The organism is Vibrio sp. V09_P4A23P171, from assembly GCF_963875615.1.
GTDB lineage: Bacteria > Pseudomonadota > Gammaproteobacteria > Enterobacterales > Vibrionaceae > Vibrio > Vibrio anguillarum.
The window spans coordinates 26,889-42,129 of sequence record NZ_CAWNMR010000070.1; the positions used below are offsets into that span (position 1 = coordinate 26,889).

General features: G+C 44.5%; 14 protein-coding genes. 3 read left to right on the plus strand and 11 right to left on the minus strand.

Translation table 11 applies throughout. The annotated features are described in order from the left end of the window. Window positions 1-32: 32 nt before the first annotated feature. Window positions 33-374 (minus strand): DUF2799 domain-containing protein, encoded by a 342-nt coding sequence (locus AACT23_RS16120; protein WP_017046293.1) that lies wholly within the window; start codon window positions 372-374, stop codon window positions 33-35. A 243-nt stretch (window positions 375-617) separates the two neighbouring features. On the opposite strand from AACT23_RS16120, the gene AACT23_RS16125 reads away from it, so the two are divergent. Further along, window positions 618-2,102, plus strand: a complete 1,485-nt coding sequence (locus AACT23_RS16125; RefSeq protein ID WP_017043277.1) for a carbon starvation CstA family protein — start codon at window positions 618-620, stop codon at window positions 2,100-2,102. A 95-nt stretch (window positions 2,103-2,197) separates the two neighbouring features. Here the strand turns inward: AACT23_RS16125 and ispH are convergent, their stop codons facing one another. The 6 genes from ispH to murJ all read right to left on the minus strand — a co-directional run bounded on the left by ispH (window position 2,198) and on the right by murJ (window position 9,805). After that, window positions 2,198-3,160 (minus strand): 4-hydroxy-3-methylbut-2-enyl diphosphate reductase, encoded by a 963-nt coding sequence (ispH, locus tag AACT23_RS16130; RefSeq protein ID WP_166538010.1) that lies wholly within the window; start codon window positions 3,158-3,160, stop codon window positions 2,198-2,200. A gap of 26 nt (window positions 3,161-3,186) precedes the next feature. Then, entirely contained in the window at window positions 3,187-3,618 is a 432-nt protein-coding gene (gene fkpB / locus AACT23_RS16135; protein WP_013857554.1) for an FKBP-type peptidyl-prolyl cis-trans isomerase, read from the minus strand. Between the two features lie 168 nt (window positions 3,619-3,786). Beyond that, complete coding sequence (gene lspA, locus AACT23_RS16140; protein WP_026028078.1) at window positions 3,787-4,296, minus strand: signal peptidase II; 510 nt, start codon at window positions 4,294-4,296, stop codon at window positions 3,787-3,789. A gap of 17 nt (window positions 4,297-4,313) precedes the next feature. Continuing rightward, window positions 4,314-7,172 (minus strand): isoleucine--tRNA ligase, encoded by a 2,859-nt coding sequence (gene ileS / locus AACT23_RS16145; protein WP_094128693.1) that lies wholly within the window; start codon window positions 7,170-7,172, stop codon window positions 4,314-4,316. A gap of 63 nt (window positions 7,173-7,235) precedes the next feature. Continuing rightward, window positions 7,236-8,171, minus strand: a complete 936-nt coding sequence (ribF, locus tag AACT23_RS16150; protein WP_029189948.1) for a bifunctional riboflavin kinase/FAD synthetase — start codon at window positions 8,169-8,171, stop codon at window positions 7,236-7,238. Window positions 8,172-8,242: 71 nt separating this feature from the next. After that, the gene (murJ, locus tag AACT23_RS16155; protein WP_026028080.1) at window positions 8,243-9,805 is read right to left on the minus strand and encodes a murein biosynthesis integral membrane protein MurJ; all 1,563 of its coding nucleotides are present in this window, start codon (window positions 9,803-9,805) and stop codon (window positions 8,243-8,245) included. A gap of 257 nt (window positions 9,806-10,062) precedes the next feature. On the opposite strand from murJ, the gene rpsT reads away from it, so the two are divergent. Further along, the gene (rpsT, locus tag AACT23_RS16160) at window positions 10,063-10,323 is read left to right on the plus strand and encodes a 30S ribosomal protein S20 (protein WP_026027444.1); all 261 of its coding nucleotides are present in this window, start codon (window positions 10,063-10,065) and stop codon (window positions 10,321-10,323) included. 152 nt (window positions 10,324-10,475) lie between these two features. Here the strand turns inward: rpsT and AACT23_RS16165 are convergent, their stop codons facing one another. Together AACT23_RS16165 and nhaR are read right to left on the minus strand one after the other, a co-directional pair. Next, window positions 10,476-10,769, minus strand: coding sequence for an ArsR/SmtB family transcription factor (locus AACT23_RS16165; RefSeq protein WP_026028082.1), 294 nt, complete (start codon window positions 10,767-10,769; stop codon window positions 10,476-10,478). 274 nt (window positions 10,770-11,043) lie between these two features. After that, a complete protein-coding gene (nhaR, locus tag AACT23_RS16170) occupies window positions 11,044-11,934 on the minus strand; it encodes a transcriptional activator NhaR (RefSeq protein WP_026027442.1) in 891 nt (296 codons plus the stop codon). Between the two features lie 371 nt (window positions 11,935-12,305). Here nhaR and AACT23_RS16175 point away from each other — a divergent pair, with 371 nt between their 5' ends. Then, window positions 12,306-13,451: a Na/Pi symporter gene (locus tag AACT23_RS16175; RefSeq protein ID WP_017047902.1), complete on the plus strand. Its 1,146-nt coding sequence runs from the start codon at window positions 12,306-12,308 to the stop codon at window positions 13,449-13,451. 103 nt (window positions 13,452-13,554) lie between these two features. Here AACT23_RS16175 and AACT23_RS16180 read toward each other — a convergent pair whose 3' ends face one another. Further along, complete coding sequence (locus AACT23_RS16180; protein ID WP_094128696.1) at window positions 13,555-14,406, minus strand: thymidylate synthase; 852 nt, start codon at window positions 14,404-14,406, stop codon at window positions 13,555-13,557. Between the two features lie 15 nt (window positions 14,407-14,421). Beyond that, a complete protein-coding gene (gene lgt, locus AACT23_RS16185; protein WP_013857591.1) occupies window positions 14,422-15,225 on the minus strand; it encodes a prolipoprotein diacylglyceryl transferase in 804 nt (267 codons plus the stop codon). Window positions 15,226-15,241: the final 16 nt, after the last annotated feature.

Genomic DNA, 15,241 nt, shown 5'->3' on the forward strand with positions numbered 1-15,241 from the left:
TATCTTAAATGGATAACCCATCAATAGGTGGGTTAATTAGTGAACTCATTCCAACCCCGTTGCCATTCCATGCGAAAGCGCTGTGCTTGCTCGGTTCCTTCGCACGCACCTTCATAATATAGTCCTGACAATCCAATTTGATAGGCAAAATTGGGGTTACAATACTCGCTTAGCCCTTTAACGTATCCCGCTTCGTAATCGGCTTGTTGCACCGAACCCAGCTCAGAAAGCTTTTTATAGCTGCGTTGAGTATGACCTGTGACTCCATCTTGATAACCAATTTGTTGCCAATCTCCGTTTTGTGCTAATTCAGCATCAGAGGCCGCACACCCAACCATCAATATAGCAGCGCACAATACACTTAATTTTTTCATTGTTGTCCTTAAGTTCTTATTTTCATTCAATTAGCCTAGCAGATTGCTTGTAAGATGCCACTCATTGCCTCCCAGCAGCAAAGCATTATTGATCCAGATGATGAGACGAGCCCTAAACCACTTATTGTGTGAAATAGCCACTTAACTGGCTATAGTGCCGCTCACTGGAAAAGCAGATGTTTCTCGTCACAGAGCCCTTTATTATCCACAGTGAGCTTAATTCATTCATAAAGGACAATTGCTATGATGTGGTTTCTTACCTGTGTCGCAGCCCTACTGGCCGGATACTTTATCTACGGCGCTTTTGTAGAAAAAGTATTTGGTATTAACGAGAACCGTAAAACACCGGCCCACACCATGAGTGATGGCGTGGACTATGTTCCTATGTCGACCAAAAAAGTCTACTTGGTACAATTGCTTAATATTGCTGGCGTAGGCCCAATTTTCGGCCCAATCATGGGCGCACTCTATGGTCCTGCAGCAATGTTGTGGATTGTCGTCGGCTGTATTTTTGCAGGTGCGGTGCATGACTACTTTTCAGGCATGTTGTCGGTACGCAATGGCGGCGCTTCAGTGCCCACCATTACTGGCCGTTACCTAGGCAATGGCGCCAAACATTTTATGAACATTTTTGCCATTGTACTGCTACTGCTTGTGGGGGTTGTTTTCGTTTCTGCGCCTGCGGGGATGATCACCAATCTGATTAACGAGCAAACGAGTCTAACGGTGAGCATGACCTCAATGGTGGTGATCATTTTCGCTTACTACATTCTCGCCACCATCGTTCCTGTCGATAAAATCATCGGCCGTTTCTACCCACTGTTCGGCGCATTGTTGATCTTTATGTCGGTTGGCTTAATGACCGCGATTGCACTTTCCAGTGAACACACTGTGATGGGCGGTTTTGAAATGAGCGACATGTTCAGCAACATGAACCCGAACGACCTACCACTTTGGCCAGCGCTCTTTATCACGATTGCTTGCGGTGCTATCTCTGGTTTCCATGCAACTCAGTCGCCATTGATGGCTCGCTGTATGGAAAACGAAAAAAATGGCCGCTTCGTGTTTTACGGTGCCATGATTGGTGAAGGCATTATCGCACTTATCTGGTGTGCGATTGCACTCTCTTTCTTTGGCTCATTGGAAGGATTATCAGAAGCGGTGAAAAACGGCGGCCCGGGTAACGTTGTGTACAGCGCATCCTTTGGCTTATTAGGTGTGTTTGGCGGCATCATCGCCTTCTTGGGTGTGGTTATCCTACCGATCACCTCAGGCGACACTGCATTTCGCTCTAGTCGTTTGATCTTAGCTGAATATTTCAATATGGAACAAAAAACGCTGCGTAATCGCTTGTTCATGGCACTGCCGCTGTTTGTTTTGGGTGCCATTCTCACTCAAGTGGATTTCGGTATTATTTGGCGCTACTTCGGTTTTGCCAACCAAACCACAGCAGTAATGATGCTTTGGACCGCTTCCGCCTATTTACTACGCCACAACAAACTGCATTGGATTGCGACTATCCCCGCGATGTTTATGACCACGGTTTGTGCCACCTTCATTCTTAATAACAGTGCATTAGGCTTTGGCTTACCGATGCAAGCATCAACCATTGCCGGTATTTTGTTCTCACTGTCCGTAACCATATATGTAATTAGAATCTCCAAAGGTAAAGGCGACATCGAACTTACCGATGAAGAAAAACCGAAAGCAGTCACAGAAACTGCATAGTGTGAATGACGCTTCGCTTGCGTTATAGAAAAGGGCTTCCATTTGGAAGCCCTTCTTCTTTTATTGGTACGTCTAATTCAAATACTTTTTATTGACTAGTCGATTTGCTTGATTTGCAGCTCTTTGGGCACTTCAAAAAACATGTTCTCTTCTCGTCCAAGCACTTCTTCAACCGATTGAGCACCAAGCTCTTTAATTCGATCTAGGATCTGATTCACTAATGCTTCGGGTGCCGATGCGCCGGCCGTGACGCCAACGGTTTTCTTACCATCAAACCACGTTGGATCAATATCTTCAGGGCAATCAATCAAGTAACCCGGCGTTCCGAGCTTTTCCGCCAATTCTTTTAAACGCGTAGAGTTTGATGAGTTTTTCGAGCCCACCACCACCACCAAATCAACATCCAATGCAAGTTGACGCACCGCATCTTGGCGGTTTTGTGTCGCGTAGCAGATATCATCTTTCCGTGGTCCCTGAATATCGGGAAACACTTCACGCAATTTATCAATCACATCGGCTGTTTCATCCACCGACAAGGTGGTTTGGCTAACATAATGTAAATTAGTCGGATCTTTAACGATAGCTTTTAGCGTTTCAACATCTTCCGGTTTTTCAACCAAGTACATGCCGCCTTTTTTACTGGCGTATTGGCCCATGGTTCCTTCCACTTCAGGATGACCTGCATGGCCAATCAGCACTACTTCCATACTGCGGCGACTGGCTCGAGCCACTTCCATATGCACTTTAGTCACCAAAGGGCAAGTGGCATCAAACACGGTTAATGCACGCGCTTTCGCTTCAAGTCTCACTGCTTGCGAAACGCCATGAGCAGAAAAGATCACAATATTGTCATCAGGTACTTCGTGTAAGTCCTCAACAAAAATGGCCCCTCGCTGCTTCAGCCCTTCCACCACAAAGCGGTTATGCACCACTTCATGCCGTACATAAATCGGAGGCTGATACAGCTCAAGTGCGCGTTCAACAATGCTGATCGCACGATCAACACCGGCGCAAAAACCACGAGGGTTGGCTAACAATATTTTCATTTCATTGCTCATTGAATAGGGTTATCGCAAGTTGCCAATTATTCTACAGACAAAATTTCAACATCAAAAATGACATCTTGTCCTGCAAGTGGGTGGTTAAAATCAACCGTTACCGAATCGCCCGCAATAGCGGTGATAATGCCAGGAATTTCTAAGCCATCGCGGCCACTAAACGCCATAATCGTGCCAACTTCCACCTCAGTATTACCGGCAAATTTGGCGCGATCCATATGGTGGATGTTATCTGGGTTAGACAAACCAAACGCGTCTTCGGCTTTTAACTCAATGGTTTTGGATTCTCCGGCACTCAGACCGATTAAGCACAACTCAAAATTGTCGCTTAGACTGCCATCACCAATAACCAATTTCGCTGGTTTGCCCATATTATGAGTGCTATCCGCAATAGAGCCATCTTTTAATTTAATGGTGAAGTGTAGGGTTACCGCACTGTTTGCTTTTATTGTCGTCACGTGATTTCTCTTTATTTATTTTAGTGTGGAGACAAGGCATCCATAACGACATAAAAATGCCCGTTTTTAGTACGCCTATCACCACCGTATTTTTAGAGATGAAGAGTAAACAAAAAGCGCCACCTGAATCAACAGACAGCGCTTAGGGTTATTCAACTATTTTAGCCATTATGAGTGCGCATCGTCTTTTTTACGAAAGCCATCAAGGATAATCATTGCTGCACCAAGGCAAATGGCACTGTCAGCCAAGTTAAACGCTGGCCAGTGATAATTGCCCCAGTAGAAATCAAGATAATCAACCACAAAACCGTGCACGATACGATCAAACACGTTGCCGATTGCGCCACCAATAATCATGGCATAAGCGATATTATGCCACTTCTCTTGCGCAGGCAGCTTACTCATCCAGTAAGTGAGGAGCCCCGTCACAGCAAAGGCAATAGCGGTAAACAACCAACGTTGCCAACCCGCTTGATCGCCTAAAAAGCTAAATGCCGCACCATAGTTATGTACATAAAGTAGGTTAAAAAAAGGCATTACTTCGATGCGATTTGCCCAACCATACCCCATGTTATCCATGACCATCAGCTTTATACCGACATCAAGGGTAAAGACCAGAAGCGCTAGCCATAGCCAGCGAACTCCTGATTGTTTCCAAGTAAGCGTCTGCTCTGCCATATTGAATCCCAATATTATTAAGCGAACTTACGAACTTCGCCTTCACCATCCACGTTCGACACACAACGGCCACAAATAGTTTCATGACCAGTGATAGTGCCAACGTCAGGAGTATGATGCCAACAGCGATCGCACTTCTCTGCTTCCGTTGCGCTCACCAACACAAACAAACCTGTTGTTTCCGTTGCTTGTGCCGCATCGCTTTTCTCAGCCAGAGGCTTCACTATCGCTTTTGATGTCAGCAGTACAAAACGCAGTTCATCTTCAAGCTTGTTCAACTGAGCCACTAAAGCATCATCAGCAAACAGCACCACTTCAGCTTGTAATGAGCCACCAATGATTTTTTCACTACGAGCGGTTTCAAGCAACTTGTTCACCGAGCTACGAACTTTTTGCATCTCTGCCCAAAATTCATTGTTCAACTCTTCGCCTTCAGTTAACCCAAACAGACCTTCAAACCACTCACCCGTGAAGACAAATTTTTCACGCGGCTCGCCATTAGCTTGCATCGCTGGCATTTCGTTCCAAATTTCATCAGCCGTAAATGACATGATCGGTGCCATCCAACGAACCAAAGCCTCAACGATGTAATACAGCGCCGTTTGACAGCTACGCTGTGCATGTGCACCTTGTTTAGCGGTGTATTGGCGATCTTTAATCACATCAAGGTAGAACGAACCCATTTCAATTGAGCAGAAGTGCATCAAACGTTGGATCACGCCATGCGTATTATACTCTTCATATGCTTTGACAATTTCTTGTTGCGCCGCAAAGGCACGGCCTACGGCCCAGCGATCCAGCGACACCATCTCGTCAGCTGCAACCATATCCGTTGCTGGGTTAAACCCATTGAGGTTGGCTAAGAAGAAACGTGCTGTATTACGGATACGGCGATAAGCATCCGCCGAACGTTTTAGAATTTCGTCAGAAACCGCCACTTCACCAGTGTAATCAGTCGATGCAACCCATAGACGCAGGATGTCTGCACCCAGTTTATTGGTGACATCTTTTGGCGCAACCACGTTGCCGATTGATTTTGACATCTTGCGGCCATGACCATCGACCACAAAGCCATGCGTCAATACTTGTTTGTAAGGCGCAGCACCTTTCATTGCTACCGATGAAATCAATGAAGATTGGAACCAACCACGATGCTGATCTGAACCTTCAAGGTACAGATCTGCACCGTGGCCATTGAACTCTTCACGCTTATCAACAACGGCGTAGTGAGTCACACCAGAGTCGAACCACACATCCAGTGTATCGAGTACTTTTTCGTAATGCTTGGCATCTTCCTCGCCCAAGATCTCAGCAGTGTCGACATCCCACCACGCTTGAATCCCTTTTTGTTCTACCAATTGCGCCACTGTTTCAATCAGCGCAGGGCTATTAGGATGAAGTTCTGCCGTCTCTTTATGCACAAATAGCGCAATCGGTACACCCCAAGTACGCTGACGAGAAATACACCATTCAGGACGACCTTCAATCATTGCTTCGATGCGGCTTTGACCCCATTCCGGCATCCATTGTACGCCTTTGATCGATTCTAGAGCTTGGGCGCGCAGACCGGCTTGCTCCATAGAAACAAACCATTGTGGTGTTGCACGGAAAATGATTGGGGTTTTATGACGCCAGCAATGAGGATAACTATGCTCGTAGGCATGGTGGTGCAACAAAGCACCTTTTTCTTTCAGTACTTCAAGTACAGAGTCATTCGCTTTAAACACATGTTGACCAGCAAATAGCTCGGTGTCTGCTAGATATACGCCGTTTGAACCGACAGGGTTGGCTACTTCAAGGCCGTATTGCTGACCGACCACGAAGTCTTCTTGACCATGACCAGGTGCAGTATGAACGACACCAGTACCCGATTCAGTAGTTACGTGCTCACCCAAAATCGCAGGCACAGTAAATGCGTAAAATGGATGATTAAAAGACATTAGTTCAAGGTCTGCGCCTCGGCAAAAACCAAGATTGTGGTAATGACTGATACCAGCACGATCCATGACACTTTTTGCAAGTTCTGACGCAACGATAATGCGTTCAGCAGAGCGTTCACCGTCTGCTTCAATTTGCAGCAAAACATATTCAAGATCATCACGTAAGCAGACTGCGCGGTTAGCTGGCAAGGTCCAAGGTGTGGTTGTCCAAATGACAATCGACACTTCACCGTGGCCGGCGTGATCAGCCGCGAGCGTGAACTTTTCAAGCAGCGCCGCTTCATCGGCTGCTTTGAATCGTACGTCAATCGAAGGTGACACTTTATCTTTGTATTCAACTTCCGCTTCAGCCAGTGCTGAACCACAATCAGTACACCAGTGAACAGGTTTGAAACCTTTCAGCAGGTGGCCTTTATCGGCAATTTTACCCAATGCGCGAATAATGTTCGCTTCGGTGGCGAAATCCATGGTGCGATAAGGTTTATCCCACTCACCCATGATGCCCAAACGCTTAAAGCTCTCTTTCTGGCCTTCCACTTGACCTGCTGCATATTCACGGCATTTTTCACGAAACTCAGCCGCGGTCACTTTCTGGCCTGGTTTGCCGACTTTTTTCTCTACCATCAATTCGATAGGTAGGCCGTGACAGTCCCAACCTGGGATGTAAGGCGCGTCAAAACCGGATAAGGTTTTCGATTTGATAATAATGTCTTTAAGAATCTTATTCAGTGCGTGACCAATATGAATATCACCGTTGGCATAAGGAGGGCCATCGTGCAATACGAAAGATTTTTTGCCTTTTTTGGCTTTACGGATTTCGCCGTAAAGATCTTCTTGATACCAACGCTTTAACATTTCTGGCTCACGTTTAGCCAGATCGCCACGCATTGGAAACCCTGTTTCAGGTAGGTTCAGGGTATCTTTATAATCACTCATCGATTCTTAATTCCGTTATATTGGGCGACGTTAGACATGATATTAATCGGTGGAATAATCCGACTAATTCTTTAGCTGATGCAACCACACCCTTGCCGCATCAGCATCCAATTCAATTTGTTGCTTTAACGCTCCAAAAGATTCAAATTTCTTTTCATCTCGAAGCTTATGTAAAAGTGCCACTTCTAGCTGTTTGCCATATAAATTGGCATGAAAGTCAAACAAGTGTACTTCAAGTTGTTGACGAACCCCGTTGACTGTTGGCCTATTACCAATATTGGCAATTCCTCCGATGGGCGAGTTATCAAGGCCATAGACATTGACGACGTAAACACCAGAGACCGGTGAAACACAGCGCTTAAGCGGAATGTTCGCTGTAGGGAAACCAATGGTTCGCCCTAACTTTTGACCATGCGCCACTCGACCACTGATACCGTAATCACGACCGAGCATCTGCTTAGCTAACACTAAGTCATCGCTTGCTAAAGCGTTACGAATAGCAGTACTACTCACTCTTTGTTGTTGCAAGCAAAAACTGTGGGTACTTACCACCTCAAAACCAAACTGTTGTCCAGCTTGCTGCAGCATACTGAAATTACCTTGGCGATTTTTACCAAAACAAAAATCATCACCAATCACCAGAAACTTAACACCCAACTGAGCGACCAACAAGTCACGAATAAAAGCTTCTGCCGTTAAATTAGCAAAGTGCTGGTTAAAATTCACACATAACAATCTGTCAACCGACTGCTTGTTCAATTGCACAAATTTATCACGTAATCGAGTTAATCGAGCTGGTGCATTGTGCTTGGCAAATAATTCTAATGGCTGCGGTTCAAACGTCATGACCACCGAAGGTAAACCCAATAATTGCGCTTTCTTGGATACTTGCTTCAAAACTTGCTGATGTCCTAAATGAACACCATCAAAGTTTCCGATGGTTAATACACAGCCATGATGCTGTGGCTTGATATTGTGAATGCCGCGAATCAATTCCATTAGAAAATGCTTAAAACCTATAGTTCTCAATTAGCAAGGTGCGAAACCGACGGATTATATACTAATCACCATTAATCTGTCGCCGCTTTTAAGTCTTTTAAACGCACGCCAAGCACGGCTAGGCAAAGCAAATAACTGACCGCACCGATACTGATCAGCATCACCAATGATGTAGCCCTCTGTGTCAGGCTCCACTCTAGCCACGTTGACATTTCTTCCAATTGCCAAACAATGACCACAACCATCGCACTGCTGGCCACCATTAAGCGAATAATAAAACCAATAGTTTTACGGGTGATCTGATACACCCCTTGCACATGTAACCCTCGGTAAAGCAGTGCCATGTTGATAAAAGCAGATAATGACGTAGCTAACGCCAAACCAACATAACTTAAATGCCACGCTAAAAGCGCATTGAAGACCATATTAGAGATCATGGCGATAATGCCATAACGAACTGGCGTTTTGGTGTCTTGCCGAGAGTAGTACCCTGGTGCGAGCACTTTGATCAGCATAAAACTGATCAAGCCCAAACCAAATGCATAGAGTGACAACGCCGTTTGATTGACATCATTCGGGGTAAACTCACCTCGCATAAATAGCACCATAAGCATCGGTTTTGCCAACACAATCAGGCCTAACATCGCAGGAAAACCGAGCAGACAAACCATACGAATACCCCAATCCATGGTTTGCGAAAATCCTTCGCTGTGGGCATCGACATGTTTACGGGATAATGCGGGCAAAATAACGGTAGCAATCGCAATACCAAATAAGCCTAACGGAAATTCTAGCAAACGGTCTGAATAGTAAAGCCAGCTAATGGAGCCCGTTTGTAAGAAGCTGGCGATGAAGGTGTCCAGCAATAAGTTAATTTGACTGACCGATACCCCAAAAAGAGCGGGCAACATCAAGGTGCGAATTTTCACAACCCCCGGTTCATTCCAACCCCATTGAGGCCAAACCAATAAACCTGCTTTGAGCAAAAATGGAATTTGAAATAGAAACTGGACCAATCCCCCAAGAAGGACGCCAATCGCCAAGCCAATTTCCGGTTGCTGTAAGTGCGGCGACAAAAACCAAGCGCAACCGATGATCATCACATTCAAAAATACAGGGGTAAAAGAAGAGACGGCAAACTTGCCCAGGGTATTGAGAATCGCTCCTGATAAAGCAACAAAAGTGATGAACCATAAGTAAGGAAAAGTGATTTTTAATAATAAACTCGCAAGCTCAAACTTATGCGCATCAGGACCATCATTAAGCCAATCTAAAAACCAACCAGCCCCAAACAGTGCCGTGACCGCACCAGAGCATAAGATCCCCACAACAGTCACCAAAGTGACAATAACCCCCAATGTGCCAGATGCTTTAGCGATCAGCTCGCGTGTTTTATTGATATCTCCGGATGAATGGTATTCGGTCAGTACTGGAACAAACGCTTGAGAAAAAGCCCCTTCGGCAAATAGCCGACGTAAAAAGTTAGGAATTTTATTAGCAAAGAAAAAAACATCGGCACTCGCACCTGCCCCCATCAAATTCGCAACAACTACGTCACGAACTAGGCCCAACACACGAGAAATCAACGTCATAGCACTGACAATCAAGCCAGATTTGAGTAGGCGTTTGCTCACTATTACCTCGAAAAACAAGCCAAAACGTCATTATCCACAGCAACACATAAGGAATGTCAGTGCGAGATCAGATAAGTATTAGCATTGGAAAAAAAATACTGTTAGAATCCCCGCATCTTAACCGCGATGACCTTCCTATACCAAAATTTGTTTGGCCTAGAACGGTTTTTGCACAAATCATTTGACAATTGAGAGCAAATAAGGGATATTCCCCGCCCTTAAATTGTCACCGAACTAAGTTTTTGGGAGTTAGACCCTTGGCAAATAGTAAATCTGCTAAGAAGCGCGCTATCCAAGCTGAGAAACGTCGTCAGCATAATGCTAGCCGTCGTTCTATGATGCGCACTTACATGAAGAAAACCATCGCAGCTATCGCAGCTGGCGATAAAGAAGCTGCAACTGCTGCATTTGCTGCAGTTACACCAATCCTTGACCGTATGTCGACTAAAGGTCTTGTTCACAAGAACAAAGCTGCTCGCCATAAGTCTCGTTTCGCTGCAGCAATCAAAGCTCTATAATTTAGACTTGGTTCCACGCGAAAATAAAAACCGGCTAAGGCCGGTTTTTTTATATCTGCAATGTCAAGTAAAGTATTTACTCTAATTTTAATATAAAAAAATCCGAACTATGTTACTGAAACATAATTTCGGATTGTGTATTTTTCAAAACACTAGCGGCAGTATAAACCGTGTAACAACTCAATCATCGCCTTGATCTCATGGCTGCTGAGTGTGTAGTAAACCGTCTGAGCTTCTTTTCTTGTATCCACTAACCCATCTCTTCTTAACCAAGCAAGATGCTGCGAAAGTGCCGATTGACTCAATTCTAATTTCCCACATAGCTCACCAACCGACAGTTCTTGATTGTGTAATAAACACAATATTTGTAGGCGTCTTTCGTTAGCCATAGCCTTTAACAACACCACTGCTTTAGCGGAATTTTTTTCCATTTCTTGTAGGTTCATGAATAAGCTCCCTTGGAACAACTTCTTACATCAAACGCATCACAAGTTTGCATCTTCCTTAACCCAACAGGTTATGAGTTTATAAGTAAGGTTAGTACCTTTTTCTACGTAGTTTAATTGTTATACCGTTTATGACGGCAACCATTCAATAGAGCGTCAATAACGGCATCAGAAGGCGTATAACCAGTTTAGATTAGTATTACTTGGCAAGCGATAATTAATAATATTGCTAGATAATGAGATAGTAATCTATTTATCGTTAGTAGTGAAAGCATCATACAAACAAATTATTAAAATCTGCATCGCAAACATTTTTCACTGCTGGGTGTTGGATCATCCTCTCAGCAAAAATGACGTAGTACTCTTCTTTTAAATCATCAATCTGACCGATAAGTTGCAAAGGAAGATCATCACCAACTTCAGTCACATAGATTGAGGGCGCTAAAAAAATTGCATCATGATGATAACGCGCAAAAGCTTTCATCAATGCCGCATCATCAAACTCCCCCAGAATATTCGGCTTCAGGCCTTGACGGTCAAACCATTGCAATAGATTACGCCCCATCGCGGTTCGGCTTCCCGGTATCAACAACTTTCTCTGCTCTAAAATGGCAGGAAAAGAGACATTTTCAACCTTGCCTGAACAAAAAAAACTCATGTGACTCTCACCCAGTTTTTTGCTGAACAGGCCCGGGCTTTGGCTGGAATCGACGGGATAATCAGAGAGAATCATATCCAATTTGTGTTGTGAAAGTTGCTCTAACAACATTTCATGGGTCGATTCAAAACAACGCAAGTGGATACTGCTATCGGCCGGGACCGTCGTCATCAGTATTTTACTGACAAGCCGTTTAGAGAGGGCATCCGCCACTCCTACATCAAACAGCAGATTAGAGCGCTGACTATAATTGACAATATCGAGCATCTCATAACTTAAGCCGAACATCCGGTCAGCATATTTAAAAACCAGTTGCCCAAGTTCTGTCGGTTCAATACTACGACCATTACGCTTAGTAAGCTTACCATCCATGCGCTCTTCAAAAGCCTTAATTTGCCCAGTGACGGTTTGCGGAGTCAAGAAGAGTGCTTCTGCAGCTTTAGTGACCGATCCCTGCTTGCATACCATCCAGAAGTAGTAAAGATGATTGTAGTTGAGGTGAAACATGATAAGGACACTCAATTTTATCTGGTCGTTGTTTATAACAAACCCAAACCAAATGAGCAATTAACTCGGAAAAACCGAACTTAAGAACGTTAGCTAATCTTAATACCGAGCAGTTAGAGTTCAAAAATGACAACTTCGTCATAAAATATCTAAAACTAGCGTCCCTCGCCCTCCTCCTCCACGTTGTTAAAATCGCATAACATCATGAAAATTCAATAAATAAAGAATTAAAAGTCACCGTGAAACTTGTTTTTATCAGAGTTATCAATGAGAAACACACTGTCATATAAATGAAATAATTATTCTCTACTATCTCGCTCAGATTCAACAACAGACCGAACAACACTCAAAAGGTCAATGGAGAAAAGAAAATGAACCAAGCGACAACTACTGCTGCACCCATTGCGAGTACCACTCGCTGGCTGCGTTGGGCGAACTTGGCATTCATGCTCTACCTACTGCTACTTGCAGTGGCGATGGTAGGTAGTGGATTTAAATGGGCGACAGGTGATCAAGCTAAGGTACTGTTTGAGTTTGCCTCACACCCAATAGCGGGGTTGATGATAGGGTTAGTCGCCACAGCATTGATTCAATCTTCAAGCACCGTAACCTCTATCATTGTCGGTCTTGTGGCTGGCGGATTACCTGTTGAAATGGCGATCCCAATGGTTATGGGTGCCAATATTGGCACCACAGTAACCAACACGCTTGTTAGCCTTGGACACGTTCGTTGCCAAGTCGAATTTAAACGCGCTTTTGCAAGTGCAACAATTCACGACTTCTTTAATCTTTTGGCGGTACTGATTTTCCTACCGTTAGAGATGATGTTTGGTATTTTAGAGAAAATTTCTCATTGGCTTGTGTCACCTTTGCTCTCTACTGGTGATATGAGCATGAAAGGACTCGATTTTATCAAACCTATCACGAGCCCAATTATCACGGCACTAAAAGGCCAGCTGATCACTTTTGGTGAAGTTGTAGGTGGCGTGATGTTGATTGTTCTTGGTATTGCGACCATTTTTGTGGCTATCACTGTCATGGGTAAGCTCATGAAGAGTTTGATGGTGGGTCGTGCGAAAGAGATACTCAAAGATGCCATTGGACGCGGACCGCTGCACGGTATCCTTTCAGGTTCAATCGTCACTGTATTGGTTCAATCTTCTTCAACTACCACCAGTTTAATGGTTCCGCTGGTCGGCACTGGTGTATTGAAAGTACGCGATGTTTACCCATTCACTTTAGGGGCTAATATTGGCACTTGCATTACCGCCCTACTCGCGGCAACGGCCGTTTCTGGTGAGTTTGCGGTATTTGCCTTGCAAATTGCTTTAGTCCACTTAACCTTTAATGTATTAGCCACTGTGTTGATCTATGGTGTTCCGTTTTTACGTGAACTGCCAATTAAAGGCGCAGAAATGATTGCTGAGATGGCAACAAAGAATAAAGCGGTCGTTGCGGGTTATTTACTATCGGTCTTTATCATTATGCCTGGCGGTATACTGGCACTAACGGCTTAAGTAACGAACAAACCACACGACAGATCAAAAAAAATCCCCGAGCAACGCTTCGGGGATTTTTTACAACTAGAAAACAGTACTTTTTAATAATGCGAGAGAGCAACTAAACCGAAAACGGGTACTGGATGGCATCATGACATTGGTAGCCTTCAATCCAGAAATCATCCAAGGTAACCCAAGTTTCAAGATCTTCTAGCGTTTTAATTTCCGGGTTGATATGAAACTTCGCCATAGGTAGTGGATCACGCTTAAGTTGTACATCTGTCATCAACGCCAGTTGGTCTTCATAGATATGCGCATTGACGATCTTATGGTAGGCCACGCCCGCTTTTTTGCCGGTAATTTGCGCCATAATTGCGAGGAACACGTAGACCTGAACCATATTAAAATTCAAGCCAAGCGGGACATCACACGAGCGTTGCGTACTATTGAGATACAAAGTATCGCCCAACAACGAAAAGTGATGACTGTACATGCAGGGGCGCAAGCAACCCATATGAAACTCACCTGGGTTGTAAAAGTTTAGGATTTCGCCTCTATCATCAACGCCACGTGAAAGATCATCAACAATCTTACGCAGTTGATCAATCTGCCCACCATCCGCCTTGGCCCACGCACGTCCTTGAACGCCGTACACGCGGCCCATATCATCTTCACCTTTACGGTATGGATTGTTAAGCCAAGCTGCATTTAAATTCGCATTCGCATCCCACGTTTTGGTTCCTAAAGCGCGAAAGTCGGCTGCATTATCGTAGCCACGAATATAACCAAGCAGCTCAGCAACTGCGGCTTTCCAGAAGCTTTTACGCGTTGTCACTAACGGGAATTGATTCTGACCTACATCGTAGGTGAGATCAGCGTTAACCACCGTTAGGCAGCGTTTGGCGGTACGTTCATTTTCGATCCAAACGCCCTCATCAACAATTCGCTGACAAAGTTCAAGATACTGTTTCACAAACTATCCTTAACACTATTGAGTCACTTTATGGTTAACCTTGTACGCCCATACCATCATCAGTGCACCGACAATGATCATCGGTAGCGACAGGATTTGCCCCATGGAGATAAATCCAGCGAACAATCCTAATTGTGCATCAGGTTCACGAACATATTCGACAAGGAAACGGAATGTTCCGTAGCCTATCAAAAATAGCCCTGAGACTGAACCAATTGGCCGATTTTTGCGGATAAACAGGTTCAATATAATAAACAGCACAATCCCTTCTAAGAAAAACTCATAAAGCTGTGATGGATGGCGAGGCAAAGGCCCGCCGTTCGGAAAAATGATCGCCCATGGAACATCGGTTACTCGCCCCCACAATTCACTGTTCATGAAGTTGCCTAATCGTCCCATACCTAAACCAAATGGAACCAAAGGAGCCACAAAATCGGCGACACCAAAAAACGTTCGGTTATTTTTCCGTGCATACCAAAACATTGCACTGATCACGCCAAGTAGACCACCATGGAAAGACATCCCGCCTGTCCACACTTTAAAAAGATAGAGCGGGTCTTGGAGAAACAGATCAAAATTGTAAAACAACACATAACCGACACGACCACCAATGACCACCCCTAAAAATCCAGCAAACAGCAAATCCGAGACTTGCTCACGAGTCCAGCCACTATTTGGTTTGTCCGCTCTGCGATTGGCAAGCCACATCGCAAAAACAAAACCAACTAAATACATTAAGCCGTACCAGCGAATGGATATAGGGCCAATCGCAATCAGCACGGGATCAATATTTGGGAACTGTATAAAACCCTGAGACATAAACGTGTTCTCTTAC

Coding starts and splice junctions, on each gene's coding strand:
- AACT23_RS16120 (WP_017046293.1), bottom strand. CDS start 374: ATGAAAAAATTAAGTGTATTGTGCGCTGCTATATTGATGGTTGGGTGT.
- AACT23_RS16125 (WP_017043277.1), top strand. CDS start 618: ATGATGTGGTTTCTTACCTGTGTCGCAGCCCTACTGGCCGGATACTTT.
- ispH (WP_166538010.1), bottom strand. CDS start 3,160: ATGAGCAATGAAATGAAAATATTGTTAGCCAACCCTCGTGGTTTTTGC.
- lspA (WP_026028078.1), bottom strand. CDS start 4,296: ATGGCAGAGCAGACGCTTACTTGGAAACAATCAGGAGTTCGCTGGCTA.
- ileS (WP_094128693.1), bottom strand. CDS start 7,172: ATGAGTGATTATAAAGATACCCTGAACCTACCTGAAACAGGGTTTCCA.
- ribF (WP_029189948.1), bottom strand. CDS start 8,171: ATGGAATTGATTCGCGGCATTCACAATATCAAGCCACAGCATCATGGC.
- AACT23_RS16165 (WP_026028082.1), bottom strand. CDS start 10,769: ATGAACCTACAAGAAATGGAAAAAAATTCCGCTAAAGCAGTGGTGTTG.
- nhaR (WP_026027442.1), bottom strand. CDS start 11,934: ATGTTTCACCTCAACTACAATCATCTTTACTACTTCTGGATGGTATGC.
- AACT23_RS16175 (WP_017047902.1), top strand. CDS start 12,306: ATGAACCAAGCGACAACTACTGCTGCACCCATTGCGAGTACCACTCGC.
- lgt (WP_013857591.1), bottom strand. CDS start 15,225: ATGTCTCAGGGTTTTATACAGTTCCCAAATATTGATCCCGTGCTGATT.